Source organism: Rhizomicrobium sp., from assembly GCA_037200985.1.
Classification (GTDB): domain Bacteria; phylum Pseudomonadota; class Alphaproteobacteria; order Micropepsales; family Micropepsaceae; genus Rhizomicrobium.
In genome coordinates this window covers 4,122,863-4,146,464 of the sequence record JBBCGJ010000001.1, presented here as the reverse complement: position 1 = coordinate 4,146,464, position 23,602 = coordinate 4,122,863, and the positions used below count along the sequence as shown (strand labels likewise).

At 67.9% G+C, this 23,602-nt stretch carries 14 protein-coding genes; 6 read left to right on the top strand and 8 right to left on the bottom strand.

Annotation, left to right across the window (positions count from 1 at the left end; translation table 11 throughout):
- The 6 genes from WDN01_20485 (at window position 1) to WDN01_20460 (ending at window position 14,275) form a co-directional block, all read left to right on the top strand.
- Window positions 1-1,497, top strand: a complete 1,497-nt coding sequence (locus tag WDN01_20485; protein MEJ0028412.1) for an NAD(P)/FAD-dependent oxidoreductase — start codon at window positions 1-3, stop codon at window positions 1,495-1,497.
- Between the two features lie 33 nt (window positions 1,498-1,530).
- Entirely contained in the window at window positions 1,531-2,502 is a 972-nt protein-coding gene (locus WDN01_20480; GenBank protein MEJ0028411.1) for an NAD-dependent epimerase/dehydratase family protein, read from the top strand.
- Between the two features lie 148 nt (window positions 2,503-2,650).
- Window positions 2,651-11,182: a glucoamylase family protein gene (locus WDN01_20475; protein MEJ0028410.1), complete on the top strand. Its 8,532-nt coding sequence runs from the start codon at window positions 2,651-2,653 to the stop codon at window positions 11,180-11,182.
- Window positions 11,183-11,255: 73 nt separating this feature from the next.
- Complete coding sequence (gene pseC / locus WDN01_20470) at window positions 11,256-12,413, top strand: UDP-4-amino-4,6-dideoxy-N-acetyl-beta-L-altrosamine transaminase (GenBank protein MEJ0028409.1); 1,158 nt, start codon at window positions 11,256-11,258, stop codon at window positions 12,411-12,413.
- Between the two features lie 88 nt (window positions 12,414-12,501).
- Window positions 12,502-13,170 carry a YoaK family protein gene (locus WDN01_20465; protein ID MEJ0028408.1) on the top strand — a complete coding sequence of 223 codons (669 nt, stop codon included), beginning with the start codon at window positions 12,502-12,504 and terminating at the stop codon, window positions 13,168-13,170.
- A gap of 217 nt (window positions 13,171-13,387) precedes the next feature.
- Entirely contained in the window at window positions 13,388-14,275 is an 888-nt protein-coding gene (locus WDN01_20460; protein MEJ0028407.1) for an AraC family transcriptional regulator, read from the top strand.
- A gap of 198 nt (window positions 14,276-14,473) precedes the next feature.
- Here the strand turns inward: WDN01_20460 and oxc are convergent, their stop codons facing one another.
- The 8 genes from oxc to WDN01_20420 all read right to left on the bottom strand — a co-directional run bounded on the left by oxc (window position 14,474) and on the right by WDN01_20420 (window position 23,528).
- Window positions 14,474-16,192 carry an oxalyl-CoA decarboxylase gene (gene oxc / locus WDN01_20455; GenBank protein ID MEJ0028406.1) on the bottom strand — a complete coding sequence of 573 codons (1,719 nt, stop codon included), beginning with the start codon at window positions 16,190-16,192 and terminating at the stop codon, window positions 14,474-14,476.
- A gap of 38 nt (window positions 16,193-16,230) precedes the next feature.
- On the bottom strand, window positions 16,231-17,481 hold the full coding sequence (gene frc, locus WDN01_20450) for a formyl-CoA transferase (protein MEJ0028405.1): 1,251 nt from the start codon (window positions 17,479-17,481) through the stop codon (window positions 16,231-16,233).
- 237 nt (window positions 17,482-17,718) lie between these two features.
- Window positions 17,719-18,861 (bottom strand): CoA:oxalate CoA-transferase, encoded by a 1,143-nt coding sequence (gene yfdE, locus WDN01_20445; protein ID MEJ0028404.1) that lies wholly within the window; start codon window positions 18,859-18,861, stop codon window positions 17,719-17,721.
- Window positions 18,862-18,938: 77 nt separating this feature from the next.
- Window positions 18,939-19,322 (bottom strand): cytochrome o ubiquinol oxidase subunit IV, encoded by a 384-nt coding sequence (gene cyoD, locus WDN01_20440; protein MEJ0028403.1) that lies wholly within the window; start codon window positions 19,320-19,322, stop codon window positions 18,939-18,941.
- Window positions 19,319-19,933 (bottom strand): cytochrome (ubi)quinol oxidase subunit III, encoded by a 615-nt coding sequence (locus WDN01_20435; GenBank protein ID MEJ0028402.1) that lies wholly within the window; start codon window positions 19,931-19,933, stop codon window positions 19,319-19,321. The genes cyoD and WDN01_20435 overlap by 4 nt, the downstream gene beginning before the upstream one ends.
- The gene (gene cyoB / locus WDN01_20430) at window positions 19,930-21,897 is read right to left on the bottom strand and encodes a cytochrome o ubiquinol oxidase subunit I (GenBank protein MEJ0028401.1); all 1,968 of its coding nucleotides are present in this window, start codon (window positions 21,895-21,897) and stop codon (window positions 19,930-19,932) included. Before cyoB ends, WDN01_20435 begins: the two co-directional genes overlap by 4 nt.
- A gap of 1 nt (window position 21,898) precedes the next feature.
- Window positions 21,899-22,765 (bottom strand): ubiquinol oxidase subunit II, encoded by an 867-nt coding sequence (gene cyoA / locus WDN01_20425; protein MEJ0028400.1) that lies wholly within the window; start codon window positions 22,763-22,765, stop codon window positions 21,899-21,901.
- A gap of 4 nt (window positions 22,766-22,769) precedes the next feature.
- Complete coding sequence (locus tag WDN01_20420; GenBank protein MEJ0028399.1) at window positions 22,770-23,528, bottom strand: AraC family transcriptional regulator; 759 nt, start codon at window positions 23,526-23,528, stop codon at window positions 22,770-22,772.
- Between the last annotated feature and the right edge of the window lie 74 nt (window positions 23,529-23,602).

The following is a 23,602-nucleotide window of genomic DNA, read 5'->3' as shown; positions in this document are numbered from 1 at the left end:
ATGGCTCTCGAGCATTTCGACGTCATCATCGTGGGGGCGGGGCTTTCCGGCATCGGCGCCGGCTATCACCTCCAGACGAATTGCCCGGGCAAGAGCTACGCCATCCTGGAAGGCCGCGACGCCATCGGCGGCACCTGGGACCTGTTCCGCTACCCGGGCATCCGCTCGGATTCCGACATGTACACGCTGGGCTATGCCTTCAAACCCTGGACGCAGGCCAAGGCGATCGCCGACGGGCCCGCGATCCGCACCTATGTGCGCGAGACGGCGGCCGAGAACGGCATCGACAAGCACATCCGCTTCAACACACAGGTGAAGCGCGCCGACTGGTCGAGCGCCGAGGCGCGCTGGACGGTCGAGGCCGAGACGGGCGCGCAGAAGCAGATCGTGCGCTTCACCTGCAATTTCCTCTTCATGTGCAGCGGCTATTACGACTACGCCTCCGGCCACGATCCGGACTTCGCCGGCCGCGCCGACTTCGCCGGCAGGATCGTGCATCCGCAGTTCTGGCCGCAAGACCTCGACTATCGCGGCAAGAAGGTCGTGGTGATCGGCAGCGGCGCCACCGCGGTCACGCTGGTGCCGGAGATGGCGAAGGAGGCCGCGCATGTCGTCATGCTGCAGCGCTCGCCGACCTATGTGGTCTCGCGCCCGGCGGAGGACGCGACCGCGAACTGGCTGCGCGCCAAGCTGCCGCCGATGCTCGCCTACAATATCACGCGCTGGCGCAACGTGCTGTTCGGCATGTTCTTCTTCAACCTGGCGCGCAAGAAGCCGGAGAAGACCAAGGCCGGGCTGATCGAGATGGTGAAGAAGGAGCTCGGCCCGGACTACGACGTCGGCACGCATTTCACGCCCAGCTACAATCCGTGGGACCAGCGGCTGTGCCTGGTGCCCGACAGCGACCTGTTCCGTTCGATCAGGAGCGGCAAGGCCGAGGTCGTCACCGACCATATCGAGCGCTTCACGCAGCGCGGAATTCTTCTCAAGTCCGGCAAGGAGATCGAAGCCGACGTCATCGTCACCGCGACCGGATTGAAGATGCAGCTCCTGAGCGGGCTTCAGGTGACGATCGACGGCGTGGCGAAGGCCATGTCCAAGACGATGAGCTACAAGGGCATGATGTATTCCGACGTGCCCAATCTCGCCTCGTCCTTCGGCTACACCAATGCGTCCTGGACGCTGAAATGCGACCTGACCTGCGAATATGTCTGCCGCATGATCAACTACATGGACCGCAAGGGCTTCGAGATCGCGACGCCCAAGAGCGATCCGACGGTCGCGGAGATGCCGTGGCTCGATTTCTCGTCGGGCTATGTGCAGCGGGCGCGCGACGTGCTGCCCAGCCAAGGCGCCACGAAGCCGTGGCGGCTGTACCAGAACTATGCGCTCGATATGCTGACGCTGCGCTTCGGCAAGGTGGACGACGGCACGATGCGGTTCGAAAAGGCGCATCCGGTGGCGCGGCCCGCGCCGGAGCGGATGGCGGCGGAGTAGCGGAACGCGGCCGAAGCGCGCTAGGAAGGACGCATGACCGTCCTCGTCACCGGCGCCGCCGGGTTCATCGGCTATCATGTCGCGACCGCCCTCTTGGCGCGGGGCGAGCGCGTTGTCGGCATCGACAATCTCAACGACTATTACGAGGTGTCGCTGAAGGAGGCGCGGCTGGCGCGGCTGAGCCCCCACGCCGGGTTCAGCTTCGAGAAGCTCGACATCTCCGACCGCGACGCCATCCTCGCGCTCGGCGAGCGCCATGGCGAGATCGACCGCATCGTCCATCTCGCGGCCCAGGCCGGCGTGCGCTATTCGCTGGTCGACCCCTACACCTACATCCAGTCCAACGTCATGGGCCAGGTCGTGATGCTGGAGATGGCGCGGCGCCTGCCATCGCTGTGCCACTTCGTCTATGCCAGTTCGTCCTCGGTCTATGGCGCCAACACCGACATGCCGTTCTCGGTGGCGCAGCGCGTCGACCGGCCCAACTCGCTCTATGCCGCGACCAAGCGCGCCGACGAGCTGATCGCGCACACCTATGCCCATCTCTACCGCCTGCCTTCGACGGGCCTGCGCTTCTTCACCGTATACGGGCCCTGGGGCCGGCCGGACATGTCGCCCATGCTGTTCGCGCGCGCCATCCTGGCGGGCGAGAAGATCCGCGTCTTCAACGAGGGCGAGATGTGGCGCGACTTCACCTATATCGACGACATCGTGGACGGCGTGCTGCGGGCGCTCGACCGCCCGGCGGCGGGCGAGCCGCCGCACGCGGTCTACAATCTCGGCAATCACCGCTCGGAGAAGCTGCTCGACTACATCGCGACGCTGGAAGACGCGATCGGGCGCAAGGCGGACAAGCGGCTGGAGCCGATGCAGGCCGGCGACGTTGCCAGAACCTATGCCGATATCGACGCGACGCGGCGCGACCTGGGCTATGAACCGACGACGCCGATCAGCGTCGGCATCCCGAAATTCGTACAATGGTATCGCGACTATTACCGAGTCTGATGCGTTCAGCATGTAACCGGCAGTAGCGTTGCGTTCCGGGAACTTCCGCGCGCGTGGCGCGTTTCTTCCCCGACAGCACCGCATTCGACCGTACGTTGGGCCTTTGCCGCCGGCGGGCATCGCTGTGCGTGGGTAAGGGCGACACGCCATGAACTATTCGGAGATCGGCAGCCGCGCGTCCTGGCGCCAGGCGCTGGAGCCGACCGAAGGTCCGATCCGAGCCGAGCTCTTTAGCATCGAGCGGCTGGAGCAGCACGCCACCAGCCTCGCCATCGCGCAGCGCGTCTCGCCGGATATCGAGCGCGGCCGCCCCCTCGCCGCCAGGCTCGAGGAGAATGCGCGGCTGATCGCGGATGCCTATCGCGCCATCGTCGTCGCGACGCGGGCGCACCGCTCGGTGCCGCCGGCCGCCGAATGGCTGCTCGACAATTACCACATCGTCGACGAGCAGATCCGCGAGATCAAGGACGACCTGCCGCCGGGCTATTACCGCAAGCTGCCCAAGCTGATCGAAGGCCATCTGCAGGGCTATCCGCGCGTCTTCGGCATCGCCTGGGCGGTGATCGCGCACACCGACAGCGCGGTCGACGTCGCCAAGCTGACGCGCTTCGTCGAGTCCTATCAGCGGGTGCAGCCGCTCACCATCGGCGAGCTGTGGGCCATCGCGATCACGCTGCGCATCACGCTGGTGGAGAATCTGCGCCGCATCGCGGAAGGCATCATCATCCGCCTGAACGCCAGCGCCGAGGCCGACGCCCTGGCCGAGCGCATCCTGGGCGAGGAGGCGAGCGAGCCGATCGGCGATCTCCTCGCCGAGCTGGCGCGCAAGAAGTGGTCGATCCCCTTCGCGGTCGAACTGGCGCAGCGCCTGCGCGACCGCGATCCCGACGTGACGCCGGCGCTGCGCTGGCTGAACGAGCGGCTGGCGCAGGACGGCACCAATGCCGACGACATCGTGCGGCAGGAGGTGCAGCGCCAGAGCGCGATGAACGTCACGGTGCGCAACGTCATCACCTCGATGCGGCTGGTCTCGGCGGTCAACTGGCCGGAGTTCTTCGAGAGCGTCAGCCTGGTCGACGCGGCGCTGCGCGAGAAGACGAATTTCGCGGCGATGGATTTTCCCACCCGCGACCTCTACCGCCGCGCCATCGAGACGCTGGCCCATGAATCGGGGCGCGACGAGGCGGAGGTGGCGGAGCGCGCCGCCGACGCGGCGGCGCGCGCGGGCAAGGGACTGACGGCGGCCGAGCGGGCGACGCGGCGCGAATGCGACGCCGGATTCTACCTGATCGCCGAGGGCCGCCGCGCCTTCGAGCGCGAACTGGGCTGCCGCGTCCATCCCAGGACCGGCCTGTACCGCCGCGTCTCGGAGATCGGCGTCGCCAGCTATGTCGCGGCGATCGGCGTGTTCACCCTGCTGATCGTGGCCGTCGGCCTGGTCGCGGCGATCGATTTCGGCCTGGACCCGCTGGCGATCGCGGCGCTGGCGTTCACCGCGCTGGTGCCGGCTTCCGACCTCGCCATCGCCATCGTCAACCGCGTCATCACCCACCAGATCGGCGCGATGCGGCTTCCGGGCCTCGAGTTGCGCGACGGCGTGCCCGACGACATGAAGACCCTGATCGCGGTGCCGACGCTCCTGACCTCGGAGGCCGACATCGCCGAGCAGGTCGACCGGCTGGAAGTGCATTACCTGTCCAACCCCGATGCGAATTTCACCTTCGCGCTCCTGTCGGACTTCCGGGACGCGCCGGGCGAGCACATGGACGGCGACGAAGCATTGCTCGCCAAGGGCGCCGCAGCCATCGCGGCGCTGAACGCGCGCCATCCGCGCGCCGCGGACGGGGCGCGCTTCCTGCTCCTGCACCGCCGGCGGGTATGGACCGAGGGCGAGGGCAAATGGCTCGGCTGGGAGCGCAAGCGCGGCAAGCTGCACGAATTGAACCGGTTGCTGCGCGACGCGAACGACACGACCTTCGTCGCGGTCGAAGGCCGGCCACCTTCCGTTCCCGCCGGCATCCGCTATGTCATCACGCTCGACGCCGACACGCGGCTTCCGATCGGCGCGGCGCGCCGCCTCGTCGGCAAGATCGCCCATCCCCTGATCCGCCCGCGCTTCGATCCGCAGGCCGGGCGCGTGGTGCGCGGCCACGGCATCCTGCAGCCGCGGGTGACGCCGTCGCTGCCGCTGAGCGACGGCGGTTCGCTGTTCCAGCGGGTGTTCTCGGGCCCCAACGGCCTCGACCCTTACGCCATCGTCGTGTCCGACGTGTACCAGGACCTCTATGAAGAGGGCTCCTATTTCGGCAAGGGCATCTATGACGTCGACGCGTTCGAGGCGGCGCTGGAGCAGCGCTTCCCGGTCTCGGCGGTGCTCAGCCACGACCTGCTCGAAGGCATTTTCGCGCGCGCCGGTCTCGCGAGCGATATCGAGGTGGTCGAGGAATTCCCCTCCCGCTACGACGTCGCCGCGTCGCGCCAGCACCGCTGGGTGCGCGGCGACTGGCAGCTTCTGCCGTGGATCTTCGGCCGCGGGCCGCGCCGCTCCAAGCGCCGCACGGCGATTCCGGCGACCGGGCGCTGGAAGCTGATCGACAATCTGCGCCGCTCGCTCTCGGCGCCGGCGACGCTGCTGACCCTTTTGATCGGCTGGATGCTGACCGCGCCGGTGGCGCTCGCCTGGACCGTCTTCGTGCTGGCGCTGATCGCGCTGCCGACCTTCATCCCGGCGCTGTCGGGGCTTTTGCCGCGCCGCGTCGGCGTCTCGCTGCGCAGCCATTGGCGCGGCGTGGGGCGCGACGTCGAAATGGGAATCATCCAGAGCGCGTTCCTGCTCACCTTCCTGGCGCATCAGGCCTGGCTGATGGTCGACGCCATCGGCCGCACGGTGTGGCGGCTCTTCGTGCGGCGCAAGCGGCTGCTCGAATGGGTGACGACGGCGCAGGCCAACGGCGAGAACGGCTTCGACAGCCGCACGCTGGCGATCCAGATGGGCGCGAGCGCCGTCTCCCTCGCGATCGCGGGCGCGGCGATCGTGTTCGCCGGCGACGACACCTGGCCGATCGCGGCGCCGTTCGGTGCGCTCTGGCTGTTCTCGCCGCTGATCGCGCGCTGGGCCAGCAGCCCGCCGCCGGCCGACAGCGACCTCAAAGTCACCGAAGAGGACCGGCACAGCCTGCGCCGCGCCGGGCGGCGCACCTGGCGCTTCTTCGAGACCTATGTGACCCAGGCGGACAATTTCCTGCCGCCCGACAATTTCCAGGAAGATCCCGAGCCGGTGGTCGCCCACCGCACCTCGCCGACCAATATCGGGCTCTATCTTCTTTCGACGATCGCGGCGCGCGACTTCGGATGGATCGGCACCAGCGACGCGGTGGAGCGGCTGGAGGCGAGCTTCGCGACGCTCGACCGGATGGAGCGCCAGCGCGGACATTTCTTCAACTGGTACGACACGCAGGATCTGCGGCCGCTCGAGCCGCGCTATATCTCGTCGGTCGACAGCGGCAATCTCGCGGGCCATCTGATCGCGCTCGCCCATGCCTTGCGCGAATTCGCCGCCGCGCCGCTCGCGCCCGCCTGGCGCGACGGCATCGCGGACGCCGCCGGACTGGTGCGCGAGATCGCCGGCGGCGACGGCCGCACGCCGGCGCCGGCGCAACTGACCGCCCTGCTCGACGATTTCGCCGCGGCGCTGAAGGGCCCGCCCGGCGACGCCGCGGGCCTGCTCACCACGCTGGAAATCAAGGCGGAAAGGATCGGCGCGCTCGGCGCCGACTGCGGCACCGAGGTGGCCTATTGGGCCGGCGCCCTGCTCGCGACCGTCCATTCGCACAAGCGCGACGCGCAGCTCCTGGTCGATGCGGACGAGGACGATCCGGCCGCGATGGCCGCGGCGCGGCTGGGCCACCGCCTGGAGCGGCTGGCCGAGCGGGCGATGGCGATGTTCGAGGCGATGGAATTCGGCTTCCTGCTCGATCCCAACCGGCTTTTGCTGTCGATCGGCTATCGCGTGAGCGACGCTGCGCTCGACCCGAACTATTACGATCTTCTGGCATCGGAGGCGCGTCTCGCCAGCTTCATCGCCATCGCCAAGGGCGACATCCCGGCGCGGCACTGGTTCCGCATGGGGCGCACGCTGACGCCGCTCCCCGGCGGCTCGGCGCTGATCTCCTGGTCGGGATCGATGTTCGAATATCTGATGCCCGCGCTCGTGATGCGGGCGCCGGCGGGGAGCCTGCTGGCGGAGACCAACCGCTTGGTCGTGCGCCGCCAGCGCGCCTATGGCGACGGGCTGGGCGTGCCCTGGGGCATCTCGGAATCGGCGTTCAGCGCGCGCGACATCGAGCGCACCTATCAGTATTCGAGCTTCGGCGTGCCCGACCTCGGCTACAAGCGCGGCCTGGCGGAGAACATCGTCATCGCGCCCTATGCCACGGCGCTGGCGGCGATGGTCGATCCCGGCCATGCGGCGCGCAACCTGGAGCGGCTGGCCGACGAGGGCGGGCGCGGCATCCATGGCTGGTACGAGGCGCTGGACTATACGCCGTCGCGCCTGCCCGAGGGCGCCAAGGTCGCGATCGTGCGCTGCTACATGGCGCATCACCAGGCCATGAGCCTGATCGCCATCGCCAACGCGCTGCATGACGGGCGGATGCGCGGGCGCTTCCACGCCGAGCCCATCGTGCAGGCGGCCGAGCTTCTGCTGCAGGAGCGCATGCCGCGCGACGTCGTGGTGGCGCGGCCGCCGCCGGCCCAGGTCGCCGAGACGATCCAGATCGGCACCGTCGTGCCCGACGTGCGCCGCCGCTACACCTCGCCCTACAGCCGGCTGCCGCGCACGCATCTTCTGTCCAACGGCGATTTCACCACCATGCTGTCGGTCGCCGGCTCCGGCTATACGCGCTGGCGCGACGTGGCGGTGACGCGCTGGCGCGAGGACCCCACCTGCGACGACTGGGGCAGCTATTGCTTCCTGCGCGACATCGAGAGCGGCGAGGTGTGGTCGGCCGCCTATCAGCCGACGGTCGCCGATCCGGCGCAATACACCGCGACCTTCACCGAGGACCGCGCCGAGATCGTGCGGCGCGACGGCACGATCACCACCCAGCTCGAGCTGATCGTCTCGCCCGAGGACGACGCCGAGGTGCGCCGCATCGGCATCACCAACCAGGGACCGCATGCCCGCGAGATCGAGCTGACCTCCTATCTCGAGCTGGCGCTGGCGCGGCCCGCCGACGACATGGCCCATCCCGCCTTCGCCAAGCTGTTCGTGCAGACCGAGTTCGTGGCCCATCCGGGCGCGATCCTGGCGACGCGGCGCCGCCGCTCCGACGCCGATCCGCAAATCTGGGCGGCGCATCTGGCCGTCGTCGAAGGCGCCCATTCGGGCGAGGTGCAGTTCGAGACCGACCGCGTCCGCTTCCTCGGCCGCGGCCAGACGATCCGCAATCCGGTCGCCATCGCCGAGGGCTGGCCGCTGTCGAACACCGCGGGGCCGGTGCTCGATCCGATCTTCTCGCTGCGCCGGCGGGTGACCGTGCCGCGCGGCGGCACGGTGCGCGTCGCGTTCTGGACCATGGTCGCGCCGACCCGCGAGGAGGTGCTGGAGCTCGCCGAGAAATACGCCGACGAGGGCGCCTTCGACCGCGCCCGCACCCTGGCCTGGACCCAGGCGCAGGTGCAGGTGCAGCACCTGGGCATCCGCGCCGCCGAGGCCCACATCTATCAGCGGCTCGCCAACCACGTGCTCTACGCCGATTCGACGCTCAAGCCGCCGCCGGAGTTCATCAAGCGCGCGGTGCGCAAGGCCTCGACGCTGTGGGCCGCCGGCGTGTCCGGCGACCTGCCGATCGTGCTGGCACGGGTGTCGGAGGACGACGACCTCAACCTGGTGCGCCAGCTCCTGCGGGCGCACGAATATTGGCGCGCCAAGCAGCTCGCCGTCGACCTCGTGATCCTGAACGAGCGCGCCTCGTCCTATGTCCAGGACTTCCAGGGCGCGATCGACGCCCTGGTGCGCATGAACAAGACCATGCCGCACATCTCGCGCCCCGACGTGAAGGGCAGCGTGATCACGCTGCGCACCGACCTGATCTCCGGCGAGACGGCGGAACTGCTCCAGGCGGCGGCGCGCGCGGTCTTGCGCGGACAGCACGGCTCGCTCGCCGACCAGGTCAACGCCGCGCGCGAGCGCCGCTCGGTCGGCGGCCCGCCGCCGCGCCGGCTCCTGCCCGCCGGCACGCCGGAGGCGCCTCTGCCGCCGCCGCCGATGGAGTTCTTCAACGGGCTGGGCGGCTTCGCCGAGCGCGGCCGCGACTTCGTCACCATCATGGAGGGCGGCGAGCGCACGCCGATGCCGTGGAGCAACGTCGTCGCCAACCGCGATTTCGGCTTCCTCGCCTCGGCCAGCGGCGGCGGCTTCACCTGGAGCGTCAACAGCCAGCAGAACCAGATCACGCCGTGGTCGAACGATCCGGTCGGCGACGCGCCGGGCGAGATCCTGTACATCCGCGACGACGACACCGGACAGCTCTGGACGCCGGTCTCCACCCCGATCCGCGAGCGCAGCGGCCGCTATACGGCGCGCCACGGCCAGGGCTACAGCCGCTTCGAGCACAACATGCACGGCATCGGCGCGGAGCTGACCTTGTTCGTTCCGCCGGACGATCCGATCAAGATCGCGCGGCTGAAGCTGACCAATCTTTCGGGGCGCGAGCGCCGGCTGTCGGTCACCGCCTTCGTCGAATGGGTGCTGGGCTCGGCGCAGCGCCAGGGCCGCACCCTCATCGTCACCGAGATCGACCCCGCGACCGGGGCGATGCTGGCGCAGAACCGCTGGAACAACGACCTGGGCGAGCGCGTCGCCTTCCTCGACCTCGCCGGCAGGCAGAGCGCCTGGACCGGCGACCGCACCGAATTCATCGGGCGCGACGGCGGGCGCGACCGGCCGCTCGGCCTGGTGCACGGCACCAAGCTGTCCAACCGCTGCGGCGCGGGCTTCGATCCCTGCGGCGCGATGCAGACGCGCGTGAAGCTCAGTCCCATCGGCACGACCGAGGTCGTGGTGTTCCTGGGCGAGACGGCGACGCGCGCCGAGGCGCAGGCCCTGATCGACAAATACCGCACCGCCGACCTCGACGCGGCGTTCGGCGCCGCGACCGGGCAATGGGACGCCATCCTCGGCACCGTCCAGGTCAAGACGCCGGACCGCTCGCTCGACATCCTGATGAATCGCTGGCTGCTCTATCAGACGCTGGGCTGCCGCATGTGGGCGCGCACCGGATTCTACCAGGCGAGCGGCGCCTATGGCTTCCGCGACCAGCTGCAGGATTCGATGGCGCTGTGCGTGACGCGGCCCGACATCGCGCGCGAGCATCTGCTGCGCGCCGCGGCGCGGCAATTCCCCGAGGGCGACGTGCAGCATTGGTGGCTGGCCGAGACCGGCCGCGGCATCCGCACGCGCATCTCCGACGACCGCGTCTGGCTCGCCCATGTCGCGGCGCATTACGTCACCACGACCGGCGATATGAGCGTGCTCGACGAGCTCGTGCCGTTCCTGGAGGCGCCGCTACTGCGGCCGCAGGATCACGACAGCTTCTCGCAGCCCACCGTCAGCGAGCGCACCGCCAGCCTGTTCGAGCATGTCGTGCTGGCGCTCGACGGCGCGCTGGCGACCGGCGTGCACGGCCTGCCGCTGATGGGCACCGGCGACTGGAACGACGGCATGGACAATGTCGGCGCGGGCGGCAAGGGCGAGAGCGTGTGGCTCGGCTGGTTCCTCTACGCCACGCTGAACGACTTCGCGGCGCTCGCGGAGCGGCGCGATTCGGCGGAAGCCGCGGAAGCGGCGCGGCGCTGGCGCGCGCATGCCGCGCAGCTCAAGGACGCGCTGGAGGCGCAGGCCTGGGACGGCGACTGGTACCGCCGCGCCTATTTCGACGACGGCACACCTTTGGGCTCGGTGGCGAGCGCCGATTGCCGGATCGACACCATCGCACAGTCCTGGGCGGTGATCTGCGGCGCCGCCGAGCCGACGCGCGCGGCGCGGGCGATGGCGGCGGTCGACAAATATCTCGTGCAGCGCGACCAGAAGCTGTCGCTGCTGTTCACGCCGCCCTTCGACAAGCCGGCGCACGATCCGGGCTACATCAAGGGCTATCCGCCGGGCATCCGCGAGAATGGCGGGCAGTACACCCATGGCGCGGTGTGGGCGGCGCAGGCCTATGCGATGCTGGGCAATGGCGACCGGGCGCATGAGCTTCTCGCCATGCTCAACCCGATCAACCATTCGGACAATCCGGCGGCGATGCACCGCTATCAGGTCGAGCCCTATGTCGTGGCGGCCGACGTCTATTCGATGCCGCCGCATGTCGGGCGCGGCGGGTGGACCTGGTACACCGGCTCGGCGGCGTGGTTCTACCGCACCGCGCTCGAGCGGCTGCTTGGTTTCCGCAAGGAGGGGGCGAGCCTGGTGCTCGATCCGTGCATCCCGCGCGGCTGGCCGAGCTTCGAAATCGTCTACCGCCACGGCACGGCGACCTACACGATCTCGGTGGAGAACCCGCTGGGCGTCTGCCGCGGCATGCTTTCGCTGAAGGTCGACGGGGAGACCGTCACCGGCAACCGCATTCCGCTGGCCGACGACGGCAAGGCGCATGCAGTGCAGCTCGTATTGGGATAGCGGCGCGAGCTTTATGCTTTACGACTCCTTAACGCCGGCCTGAGAGCATAAGGCGTCGCACCGAGCGCCGCGCATGCACATTCCCTATGGACGCCAGTCGATCGACGAGGCCGATATCGCAGCGGTCGTGCGCGTCCTCAAATCCGATTTCCTGACGCAAGGCGCCGTCGTTCCCGCCTTCGAGCGGGCGCTGGCCGAAGCCGTCGGCGCGCGTCACGGCGTGGCGGTGCAGAACGCGACCTGCGCGCTGCATATCGCCTGCCTGGCGCTGGGCGTCGGCCCCGGCGATCTGGTGTGGACCAGCCCCAATTCCTTCGTCGCCTCGGCCAATTGCGCGCGCTATTGCGGCGCCGAGGTCGATTTCGTCGACATCGATCCGGTCAGCTTCAACATGAGCGTGACGCTGCTGGCGGAGAAATTCGCCGCCGCGAAGAAGACCGGCCGGCTGCCCAAGGTGGTCATCCCTGTGCATTTCGCCGGGCAGAGCTGCGACATGGCGGAGATCCGCGCCATCGCGCACGAATACGGCGCCAAGGTGATCGAGGACGCGTCGCATGCGGTGGGCGGCAGCTATCGCAACGGGCGCGTCGGCGGCTGCGAATATGCCGACATCGCGGTCTTCAGCTTTCATCCCGTCAAGATCATCACCACCGGCGAAGGCGGCATGGCGATGACGAACGACGGCGCGCTGGCGGAGCGCATGGCCGACCTGCGCAGCCACGGCATCACGCGCGATCCGGCGCGGCTGGCCGATGCCGGCGAAGGCGCCTGGTATTACGAGCAGCAGGGGCTCGGCTTCAACTATCGCATGACCGAGATGCAGGCGGCGCTCGGCCTGTCGCAGCTTTCCCATCTGGGCGAATGGATCGCGCGGCGCAACGCCATCGCGCGCGCCTATGACGGGGCCCTGGCGGGGCTGCCGCTGATCCTGCCGAGGGTCGCGCCGGCGCGGATGTCCGCCTGGCATCTCTATGTCGTGCAGCTCGCCGCGGGCGCGAAGCCGACGCGGCGCGAATTCTTCGACGCGATGCGGGCCAAGGGCATCGGCGTCAACGTCCACTACATCCCGATTCCGTGGCAGCCGGATTTCCAGCGCCTGGGCTTCGCGCGCGGCCAGTTTCCCGCCGCCGAGCGCTATTACGAGCGCGCGGTCTCGCTGCCGATCCATGCCGGACTGACCGAGGCGCAGTTCGACATCGTCGCCGGAACGATCCGCGACTTTCTGGGCTGAACGTCCCGCCGCGCCTTCGTGCAAAAAAGCGGACGGTCCTCGCAAGGGCGCACAAGGCGCCGGACGCGGCTTCTGCGAAGACGGAAGCATGGACAATCGGGCACAGCAGGCCGCGGGCCGCCAGGAACACATCGCCGTCGCGCTGGCCGCCATCGCCGGCTTCGTCGACGCCTACGGCATCGTGCGCTACGGCACCTATCTTTCGTTCATGAGCGGAAACACGACGCAGGCCGGCTATCACTCCGGCCTCGGCGATTTCGCCGTCGTGCCGCTGCTGCTGACCGGCATCGCGGGGTTCCTGTTCGGCTCCTTCATCGGCAATTTCTATCGTCCGCCGTTCGGCCCGCTCACGCGGCGGGTGACGCTCGTCGCGATCGCGGCCGCGCTCGCCTTCGTCTTCGGCCTCGCGCTCGCCGGCCTCTCGCCGACGATCCTGGCGGTGGCGCTGCTCAGCGTCGCGATGGGCGCAATGAATACGTCGCTGCCGAGCGTCGGCAAGCAGCAGGTCAATCTCACCTTCGTGACGGGCACGCTGAACCGGCTCGGGACGCATCTGGCCCAGGCGGCGCGGCGGGCGCCGCTCTCCGACAGTGAGGGGGCGTGGGACACCCATCTGCGGCGGGCGCTCTGGCTGGCCGGGATCTGGGCGGGATTCTTCCTGGGCGCGGCGCTGTCCGGCGCCGTGACGGCGCACGCCGGCCCCTGGGCCCTGCTGGTGCCGATCGGCGCGCTTCTGGTCCTTTCCGCGCTGGACTGAAGGCCCGCCGGCGGACGAACGTCTCGCATGCGTATACCTAAGCATGAGGGACAGCCCAAGCCGTTTCACATATTTTCAGTCCCGAGACATACGACGGGACCGACGAACCCGATACAGGACGATTTAGCCGCGAGCCCGCGTGTTTGACGCCTCCGGTCGGTGCCGGACGGGCGACGGTTGCACGGCGCGCGGCACCCGATTGATAGGAGAAACGACGATGTTCGATGGCGCTGTCGATACCGGCGAAGCCTATTCGTTCGACGCGGAATTGCTCAAGCAGCAATCCGTCGGCTGGACCAGCGGCGAGGCGATGGTGTTCGACCGGCGCGGACGCGGCGAGCAGACGGATTTCCGCCATCGGCTGAACCGCCATGCCATCGCGCTGCACGCGGCCGGGGCCAACACCAGAATGTCGGTCCGGCGCAATGGCGGGACGCAGCAGATGAGCGGCGGCTCGCTCGGCCAGGTGATGCTGGTGCCCGCCCATCACAGCATCGAAGGCTGGTCGGACTTCCCGCAGAATTTCCGCCATGTGGTTGTGCTGCTCGACACCGGCATGATCGACGAGATGATCGACGACGAGAAATTGCCGGGGACGCTCGAATTCTCCTACCGCCACGACATCGGCGACGGCGCGATCGCCGGGCGCATGCGCGAGCTGCAGAACGAGCTCGACAATCCGGGCCTCATGGGAAAGCTCTATGTCGAGAGCCTGTGCTGCGAGATCGCGATCCGCGCGGCGCGGGCGCAGGCGAGCGCGCCTTCGGCGGTGCGGCGCGGCGGGCTGACGCCCAAGCGGCTGCGCATGGTCAAGGACTATATCGAGTCGAACCTGGTGAACGAGATCACGCTCTCCGACCTGGCGGCGGTCGCCGGCGTCAGCTACGCGCATTTCTGCCGGGCGTTCCACACCTCGGTGGGCATGGCCTCGCACCAGTACATCGTGCGGCGGCGCGTCGACATGGCCAAGGAGCTGCTGGCCAAAAGCAAGCTTCCGATCGCGGAGATCGCGCCGAGCGTCGGCTTCGGCGACCAGAGCCATCTGACCAAGCATTTCCGCCGCATCGTCGGAACGACGCCACGGCAATTCCGGAACGCGGCTTGACGGGCTGTCCCGTCGATCTTGTCGATCTCGAAATTTTGCCGGATCAAGAAAAGACGTCGTCATCGCCCGCTTCATGCGGGCGACCCAATTTGGCCGCAAGAAAAATGGGTTGCCCGGACAAGCCGGGCAATGACGACCTTTTCTTATACTCAGATCCGGGCGACCCAACCGCAGTCAGATGCCCTCTTCCGCCCGCCGTCACTCGGCCGGCTTGGGCGAGACGGCGCTGTGGGGGTTGAGGTTGCCGATATGGCCGCTCTCGGTCCCGGCCTTGGGGTCGATCTCGACATTGATCAGCGCCGGCGCGTTCGAGGCCAGCGCCTCGGTCAGCGCCTTGATCAGGCTTTCGGGATCGGCGGCGTGATAGCCGGCGCCGCCGAAGGCCTCGCAGAGCAGCTCGTAGCGCGCCTTGCGCATCAGCACGGTCGGGGACGGATCGCTGCCGCCGGTCGGGTTGACGCCGTCGCCGCGATAGATGCCGCCATTGTTGAAGATCACGACGACGACCGGAAGCTTGTAGCGGCAGATGGTTTCGATCTCCATGCCGCTGAAGCCGAAGGCGCTGTCGCCCTCGATGGCGACGACTTGGCGGCCGCCGGTGACGGCTGCGCCGACGGCGTAGCCCATGCCGACGCCCATGACGCCCCAGGTGCCGGTGTCCAGCCGCATGCGCGGCACCGACATGTCGATGACGTTGCGGGTGATGTCGAGCGTGTTGGCGCCTTCGTTGACGAGATAGACGTCGGTCCGCGCCGCGAGCACGCCGCGGACGGCGCCGAGCGCGCTGTAGAAATCCATCGGGCTCGGCTTCGCGGCCAAGCGCGCCGCCATGTGCTTGGCGTTCTTGTCCTTCTGGCCGCCGAGCGCGTCGAGCCAGGCGGGGCGGCGCGGCATCGGCGTCTGCGCGAGGCCCGCCAGCAGCGCCGCGATCGACGAGCCGATGTCGCCGACCACCGGCGCCGCGACGGCGCGGTTGCTGTCGATCTCGGTCGGCAGGATATCGAGCTGCACGAATTGCGCGGCCGGCGACCATTGCGGGCTCTTGCCGTGGCCGAGCAGCCAGTTGAGCCGCGCGCCGACCAGCATCACCACATCGGCCTCCTTGAGCGCGAGGGAGCGGGCGGCGGCGGCGCAGAGCGGATGATCGTCGGGCAGAAGGCCCTTTGCCATCGACATGGGCAGGAACGGGATGCCGGTCTTTTCGATGAAGGCGCGGATGTCGTCTTCCGCGCGCGAATAGGCGGCGCCCTTGCCCAGGATGGTGAGCGGGCGCTGCGCGCCGGCGAGCAGGCTCAGGGCGCGTGTAACCGATTCCGTATCGGGGATCTGGCGCGGCGCGGCGTCGACGACCTTCACCAACGACTTCGCGCCCGCTTCGGCGTCCATCGTGGCGGCGAGCACATTGGCCGGAAGATCGAGATAGACGCCGCCCGGCCGGCCCGACACCGCGGCGCGGATCGCGCGCGCCAGGCCGATGCCGATATCCTCCGGGCGGTTGATCCGGTACGACGCCTTGGCGAAGGGCTTGGCGGCGTTCATCTGGTCGAGCTCTTCGTAATCGCCCTGCTGCAGGTCGATGATCGCGCGGTCGCTGGAGCCGCTGATCTGGATCATCGGAAAGCCGTTGGTCGTCGCGGCGGCGAGCGAGACCAGGCCGTTGAGGAAGCCCGGCGCGGAGACGGTGAGGCAGATGCCCGGCTTCTGCGTGAGATAGCCGGCGATCGCGGCGGCGTTGCCGGCCGATTGCTCGTGCCGGAAGCTGATGACGCGGATCCCTTCCGCCTGCGCCAGGCGCGCGAGGTCGGTCACCGGGATGCCGGGGACCCCGTAGATCGTGTCGAGGCCGTTGAGCTTGAGGGCATCCACGATGAGGTGGAAGCCGTCGGTCAGCGTTTGAACGTCCGCCGTCTCGGTCATGGCGCAAATCCCTTCATCTTGAAATGTGCGAAGCCCGGTCAGACGACCTTGTCGGCGCGCAGCTTGGCGATCTTGGCGGCGTCGTAGCCGAGACTCTGCAGCACCGCATCGGTGTGCTCGCCGAGCAGCGGAGCGCCGGTGATCTTGGGCGCGAAGTCGGAGAATTTGATCGGGCTGCCGACGGTTAGGTACTTGCCGCGCTTTTCCTGCTCGACCTCGACGATCGTGCCGCTGGCGCGCAGCGCCGGATCGTAGGCGATCTCCTTCATCGACAGGACGGGCGCGCAGGGGATTTCGAACTTGCTCAAATACTCCACGGCTTCGAACTTGGTCTTGTCGGCGAGGAATTTCTCGATCTCGGCGAAGATGTCGAAGATGTGCGGCTGGCGGGCCTTGGCCGTCGCATAGGCGGGATCGTCGGTCCATTGCGGCTTGCCGATGGCTTCGCAGGTCTTCGGCCAGTTCTGCTCCTGGATGGTGAAATAGATGTAGGCGTTGGGATCGGTCTGCCAGCCCTTGCATTTGAGCACCCAGCCCGGCTGGCCGCCGCCGCCCGCATTGCCGCCGCGCGGCACCGCGTCGCCGAACTTGCCGTTCGGGTATTGCGGATATTCCTCGAGATAGCCGACATGCTCGAGACGCTCCTGGTCGCGCAGCTTGACGCGGCAGAGATTGAGCACTGCGTCCTGCATCGACACCGAAACCTTCTGGCCCCTGCCGGCCTTCTCGCGGCCGATCAGGGCGGTGAGGATGCCGATGGCCAGATGCATGCCGGTGTTGGAATCGCCGAGCGCCGCGGCGCTGATGGTGGGCGGGCCGTCCCAGAATCCCGTCGTCGAAGCCGCGCCGCCGGCGCATTGCGCGACGTTCTCGTAGACCTTGATGTCCTTGTAGGGCGATTCCTCGTTGAAGCCCTTGACCGAGCCGAAGATGATCTTCGGATTGAGCTCCTGGATGTGCTCCCAGGTGAAACCCATGCGGTCGAGCGCGCCGGGCGCGAAATTCTCCACCAGCACGTCGGCGCCGCGGATCAGCTCCTCCATGATCTTCTTGCCTTCCGGCGTCTTGGTGTCGAGCTCCAGCGAGCGCTTGTTGCTGTTGAGCATGGTGAAGTAGAGCGCATCGAGACCGGGAAGGTCGCGCAGCTGGCGACGCGTGACGTCGCCGGTGCCGGGCCGCTCGACCTTCAGCACGTCGGCGCCGAACCAGGCGAGCAATTGCGTGCAGGCGGGACCGGCCTGGACGCCGGTGAAGTCGATGATCTTGATTCCTTCGAGGGGCAGGCTCATGGGCGGGGTCTCCGAGTGCCGTTGTGCGCGGATCATGCGGGGGCGAGGGCGAAGGCGCTTGCACCGATTTGCGGCGATTGATACGCGCGTGCTGCCAACCGGGCGGCGCGCGGAAACCCTTTTCGCGCGCGGTTGATTTGGATCAATGAAATAGCGGTTTTCGCAGACGTTTCCGGCGACCAAACGGATTGCCCAGACGAGCCGGGCAATGACGGTCTTCGAGAGATTGAGGCGGCTCTAGTCGTTCGACGGCGGCGCGAATTCGCGGCGCAGCGCAGCGCCGTTCTGGTCCAGCGACGGCGCACCGTCGCGTAGGGACGGATCGTCGTAGCCGCCGATCTTCAGCGGATTGCCGGTCATGCGCATCCCGCCCGCCTCGATCAGCATGTTGCGCGCCTTGGTCTGCGGGTGCTCGGCGGCCTCCGTCACGTTCAGGATCGGCGCGACCGGAATGCCCGCTTCGTGGAGCAGCTTCAGCCAATAGGCGGCGGGCCGGCGCGCCAGCGCCGCTTCCAGCGCGGCCTTGAGCGCGTCGTTGTTGGCGATGCGATCAGCGTTCGATCCGAACCGGCTGTCGCTCGACAGTTCGGGATGGCCGAGCGCGGCGCACAGCCGCTCGAACAGGAGGTCGTTGCCGCAGCAGATCACGAATTGCGTGTCCTGCGCGGCAAAGGTGTCGAACGGCGCGATGAAGGGATGGCGATTGCCGATGCGGCCGAGCGGCTTGCCGGTCGCCGAATATTCCATCAGGCCGTGTTCGAGAAAGGCGAGCGTGCTGTCGAACATCGCGACATCGACATGCGCGCCCCGGCCGGTCTTCTCGCGGGCGTAGAGCGCGCTGGCGATGCCTGCGAACAGGAAGACGCCGCCAGCGATATCGGAGATCGAGGTGCCGACGCGGGTGGGCGGGCCGTCGGGAAAGCCGGTCATGCTCATCAGACCGCTCATCGCCTGCACGATCGTGTCATAGGCCGGATAGGCGGCGTAAGGCCCGGTCTGGCCGAAGCCGGAGGACGAGGCATAGATCAGGCGCGGATTGATCGCCTTGAGCGTCTCATAGGAGAGGCCGAGGCGCTGCATCGTGCCGGGGCGGAAATTCTCGGCCAGCACGTCGGCCTTGCGCACCATGCGAAGCAGCACCGCCTTGTCGGCGTCGTGCTTCAGGTTCAGGACGATGCTTTCCTTGCCGCGGTTCACGAAATTGAAGTAGAGCGACTTGCCGTCGACGAACGGGCCGTAGGCGCGGGTGTCGTCGCCATGCTCCGGCGGCTCGATCTTGATGACGCGCGCGCCCAGATCGCACAGCATCGACGTGCCGAACGGCCCGTTCAGCACATGCGTGAGATCGACGACGAGAATTCCGGAGAAGGGACCAGCCATCGCGGCACCGTGCGGAGGAGACGCCGGGTACGATAGACGCTTTGCGGCGCGCTTCGTTCGAAATTGCGCGAACGGCGCTAGCGCTGCATCTGCATCAGCTTATCCATCGGGAGCATGTTCGCGTTCAGGTTCGCCATGATCCACAGGGAGCCGATCACCACCAGCGCCACGATCAGGATGCCGAAGGCCAGCGCCAGGATGTTGTTGGTGTGGTCCGGCGCGCTGGAGATGTGCAGGAAGAAGACCAGATGCACGCCCATCTGCGCGATGGCGAGTACGGCGAGCAGAACGGGCACGCCCGGGCCGTAGATCAGATGCGTTCCCGCCGCCCAGAACGAGGCGAGGGTGAGCAGCAGCGCGAAGGCGAGGCCCGTCACATAGCCGCTCAGGGCGGCGCGCGGCTCCTCGCCTTCCGTCGCGCCGGGCGCGCGGTCGGGGCGTTCGAACGATGCGTCGGTCACGACAGGCCTCCGATCAGATAGACGGTGGTGAAGAGCGCGATCCACACGATGTCCAGCGCATGCCAGAACAGGCTGAAGCACAGCAGCCGCCGCACCACGAAGGGACGGAAGCCGATGGTCCCCGCCTGGACGAGCATGACCACCAGCCAGACAAGGCCGAGGGTGACGTGCAGGCCGTGGGCGCCGACCAGGGCGAAGAAAGCCGAGAGGAAGGCGCTGCGGTCGGGGCCGGCGCCGCGCGCGACCATGGCGGCGAATTCCGTCACTTCGAGATAGAGAAACGCCGCGCCCAGCACGAAGGTGACGGCGCCCCACAGATAGAGGCCGCCGAGCCGCCGCCCTTCGGTCGAGATCGCGCCCAGCCCGCAGGTGAAGCTCGACGCCAGCAGGCAGGCGGTTTCGAGGAAGGCATGGCCGCGATCGAACAGCTGCGGTCCCGTCGGCCCGCCCGCCGTCGCGCGGCCGAGCACGGCATGGGTCGCGAAGAAGGCGGAGAACATGATGATGTCGCTGAGCAGGAACAGCCAGAAGCCGAAGCCGACCGTGACCCGTTTGCTCGCGGGGCCCCGGGCCGACAGCGGGATCGAGGCGGAGGCTTCGGCGAGGCTCATGCCATCTCTCCCGCCGGGGCGCCTTCGATCCGGGCGATGTCGCGCGGCGACAATTCGTCTTCGGTGCGGAGCGTCCAGGCGTGGGCGAGCACGACGGCGAAGACGCCCACGAGGCCCAGCACCGCCATCCACCAGATGTGCCAGATGAGCGCGAAGCCCATCACGACGGCGAAGAAGGCGATGAAGAATCCGATCGGCGTGTTGCGCGGGATTTCGATCGCCTCATAGGCCGGCGCGGCGGCGGCGCGCGGGCCCCGGGTCTTGGCGGTCCAGAAGGCGTCGAGGCCGGTGACGACGGGCAGGACGGCGAAATTGTAGACGGGCGGCGGCGAGGTCGTGGACCATTCCAGCGTCCGCCCGCCCCAGGGATCGCCGGTGAGGTCGCGGCGCTGCGCGCGGGTGCGGATGCTGACCACGAGCTGCGCGACGGTGAAGAGGATGCCGAGCAGGATCACGAAGGCGCCGATCTCGGCGACGACCAGCCAGGGCTGCCAGGCGGGATTGTCGTAGTGGCTCATGCGCCGCGTCATGCCCATGAAGCCGACCGCATAGAGCGGCATGAAGGCGAGATAGAAGCCGATGAACCAGCACCAGAAGCTGGCCTTGCCCAGCCCCTCATGCAGCGTGAAGCCGAAGGCCTTGGGGAACCAGTAGGTGTAGCCGGCCATCACGCCGAACAGGACGCCGCCGATGATCACGTTGTGGAAATGCGCCACCAGGAAGAGGCTGTTGTGCAGCACGAAGTCGACCGGCGGTATCGCCATCAGCACGCCGGTCATGCCGCCGATCACGAAAGTCACCATGAAGCCGAGCGACCAGAAGATCGGCGCGTTGAACCGCACGCGGCCGCCATAGAGGGTGAACAGCCAGTTGAAGACCTTCACCCCGGTCGGCACGGCGATGATCATGGTCATCACCCCGAAGAAGGCGTTGACGTCGGCGCCCGCGCCCATGGTGAAGAAATGATGCAGCCAGACCAGGAAGGACAGGATGCAGATCGCCATGGTCGCCAGCACCATGGAGCGGTAGCCGAACAGGGGCTTGCCCGAGAAGGTCGCGATCACCTCGGAGAAGATGCCGAAGGCCGGCAGGATGAGGATGTAGACCTCCGGATGGCCCCAGGCCCAGATCAGGTTGACGTACATCATGGCGTTGCCGCCGAGGTCGTTGGTGAAGAAGTGGAAGCCCAGATAGCGATCCAGCAGCAGCATGGCGAAAGTCGCGGTAAGGATCGGGAAGGCGGCGACGATCAGCAGGTTGGACGCCAGCGCCGTCCAGGCGAAAACCGGCATGCGCATATAGGTCATGCCCGGCGCGCGCAGTTTCAGGATGGTGGTGCACAGATTGATGCCGGCGAGCAGCGTGCCGACGCCGGAAATCTGCAGCGACCACAGGTAATAATCGACCCCGACATCGGGAGAGAATTGCAGCTCCGACAGCGGCGGATAGGCGAGCCAGCCGGTGCGGGCGAAGACGCCGACGAACAGCGACACGTTGACCAGAAGCACGCCGCTGGCGGTCAGCCAGAAGGCGACCGAATTGAGCACCGGGAAAGCGACGTCGCGCACGCCGAGCTGCAGCGGCAGGACGAAGTTCATCAGCCCGATGACGAAGGTCATCGCGACGAAGAAGATCATGATGGTGCCGTGGGCCGAGAAGATCTGGTCGTAATGATCCGGCGGCAGGTAGCCGCGATCCGCGCCGGCGGCGAGCGCGAGCTGCGAGCGCATCAGGATCGCGTCGGAAAAGCCGCGCAGCAGCATGACGAGGGCCAGAACGACATACATCACGCCGATGCGCTTGTGATCGACGCTGGTGATCCATTCCTTCCACAGATAGGGCAGCCAGCCCTTGAGGGCGACGAGTGCCAGGACGCCGGCGATGACGACGATGACCACGATCGAGGTGATCAGCGGGATGGGCTGATCCAGCGGAAGCGCCGCCCATGACAATTTTCCGAGCATGCTACTTCCCCGGATCGGTTGCGGTGTCGGGGTAGGACGCCGGCATCGCCATTGCCGGCGTTGGGGCGGACATCGGACCGGCGGCGATGACGTCGAACAGGCCGGGCGCGACGGCGCCATAGGTCGCGGGCGCGACCGCCTGGCTCGGCAGAGCGAGGCGCGCATAGCCGGCGGCGTCCAGCAGGCCGCCCTGCGCCTTGGCGCGGGCGACGAAGGCGGCGAAACCGTCTTCGCTCTCGGCAAGCACGTCGAACCGCATGTCGGAGAAGCCGTCGCCGCTGAACTGCGCCGACAGGCCGGGATAGACGCCCGGCCTGTCCGCCTGCAGGTGCAGGCGCGTGGTCATGCCCGACATCAGATAGATCTGGCTGCCGAGCTCGGGCACGAAGAACGAATTCATCACCGTGGCCGAGGTCAGGCGGAAGGCGATGGGCCGGCCCACCGGCACGACCAGGCGGTTGACGCTCGCGACGCCCTGCTCGGGATAGATGAACAGCCATTTCCAATCGAGCGAGACGACGTCGACTTCGACGGGCTTGGCGGTGGAAGCGAGCGGGCGCGGCGGATCCAATTCGTGGGCGCCGATCCAGCCGATGCCGCCCAGGAAGAGGACGACCATGGCCGGGATCGACCAGACGATGAACTCCAGGCGGCCGGAATAGGACCAGTTCGGCAGGCGTTGGGCGCGCGGATTGCCGGCCCGGAACCACCAGGCGAAGATCAGGGTCATCACGATGACCGGTACGATGACGGCGAGCATGATGCCCGTGGCGTTGAACAGGATCAGCCGCTCCGCGGCCCCGACCGGGCCTTTCGGATCGAGCACCCCCGACTGCCAGGGCATGAGCAGGACTGCGGCGCCGACCATCGCTCTACCTCAGACGGGTGAGGGAGGATTCGAACCGTGCGAGATCCGTGGCAAGCGCCCCCTTCTTTCCGCCGGCGCAATGCCCCCCGAAAGAGGCGGCCGCGGCAGGAGCCTCGGGCGTTTCTTCGGCGCGGTCTTGTAGGTTCGTCCGACGGCTTGGAGGAATCGAGCCAGTCCGGTTCGCGGAAGGTCTTCCGGCGCCGCCGCTCCGGAGAGGCTCGCGCCGTTCGCGCCGCCAGGCCGCGGGGCTTTCACCCGTGCTCTGGCGGAACAGCTTGCTCAGATGCGCCTGGTCGGTGAAGCCGCAGGCCAGCGCGACGTCGCTCAAGGGATCGTCGGTCGTGAGCATGAGGCGGCAGGCGCGCTCCAGCCGGCAGCGGACGATATAGGCGTGCGGCGACACGCCGAAGGTGCGCTTGAAGGCGCGGGCGAAATAGGCGCTGCTGAGGTTCACGGCATTGCCGAGATCCTCGACATGGACGGTGTCCTGCAGGTGGCGCTCCAGATAGGACGCGATGCGATTGCGCTGCCAGGTGGAGACCTTGCCCGCATGGGGCTCGCGCGCCGAAACCGATTTGCGCCGGTCCATCTCGACCTGCAGGAGCGCCGAGGCCCGCGCGATCAGCACGCCGGCGCGCTTGGCGTCGGTCTCGACATGCTCGCGCGCCTGACGCAGCAGGTCGAAAAGGCTGCTGGAAAGATCGCCGATCGCCGGAATCGCGAGAACACCGCCGCCGCCGACCGGCCCGAAATCCGACGCCATGGCCGCTCCCCGATCGAGTCCGATGTCCTCTCTTCGCGAGCCCATGCCGGCAGTGTGGGGCGGAACCTCCGGAC

What these genes read in the sequence shown, in the direction of transcription:
- WDN01_20485 (MEJ0028412.1), top strand. Translation starts at nt 1, where the DNA reads ATGGCTCTCGAGCATTTCGACGTCATCATCGTGGGGGCGGGGCTTTCC.
- WDN01_20480 (MEJ0028411.1), top strand. Translation starts at nt 1,531, where the DNA reads ATGACCGTCCTCGTCACCGGCGCCGCCGGGTTCATCGGCTATCATGTC.
- WDN01_20475 (MEJ0028410.1), top strand. Translation starts at nt 2,651, where the DNA reads ATGAACTATTCGGAGATCGGCAGCCGCGCGTCCTGGCGCCAGGCGCTG.
- pseC (MEJ0028409.1), top strand. Translation starts at nt 11,256, where the DNA reads ATGCACATTCCCTATGGACGCCAGTCGATCGACGAGGCCGATATCGCA.
- WDN01_20465 (MEJ0028408.1), top strand. Translation starts at nt 12,502, where the DNA reads ATGGACAATCGGGCACAGCAGGCCGCGGGCCGCCAGGAACACATCGCC.
- WDN01_20460 (MEJ0028407.1), top strand. Translation starts at nt 13,388, where the DNA reads ATGTTCGATGGCGCTGTCGATACCGGCGAAGCCTATTCGTTCGACGCG.
- oxc (MEJ0028406.1), bottom strand. Translation starts at nt 16,192, where the DNA reads ATGACCGAGACGGCGGACGTTCAAACGCTGACCGACGGCTTCCACCTC.
- frc (MEJ0028405.1), bottom strand. Translation starts at nt 17,481, where the DNA reads ATGAGCCTGCCCCTCGAAGGAATCAAGATCATCGACTTCACCGGCGTC.
- yfdE (MEJ0028404.1), bottom strand. Translation starts at nt 18,861, where the DNA reads ATGGCTGGTCCCTTCTCCGGAATTCTCGTCGTCGATCTCACGCATGTG.
- WDN01_20435 (MEJ0028402.1), bottom strand. Translation starts at nt 19,933, where the DNA reads ATGAGCCTCGCCGAAGCCTCCGCCTCGATCCCGCTGTCGGCCCGGGGC.
- cyoB (MEJ0028401.1), bottom strand. Translation starts at nt 21,897, where the DNA reads ATGCTCGGAAAATTGTCATGGGCGGCGCTTCCGCTGGATCAGCCCATC.
- cyoA (MEJ0028400.1), bottom strand. Translation starts at nt 22,765, where the DNA reads ATGGTCGGCGCCGCAGTCCTGCTCATGCCCTGGCAGTCGGGGGTGCTC.
- WDN01_20420 (MEJ0028399.1), bottom strand. Translation starts at nt 23,528, where the DNA reads ATGGCGTCGGATTTCGGGCCGGTCGGCGGCGGCGGTGTTCTCGCGATT.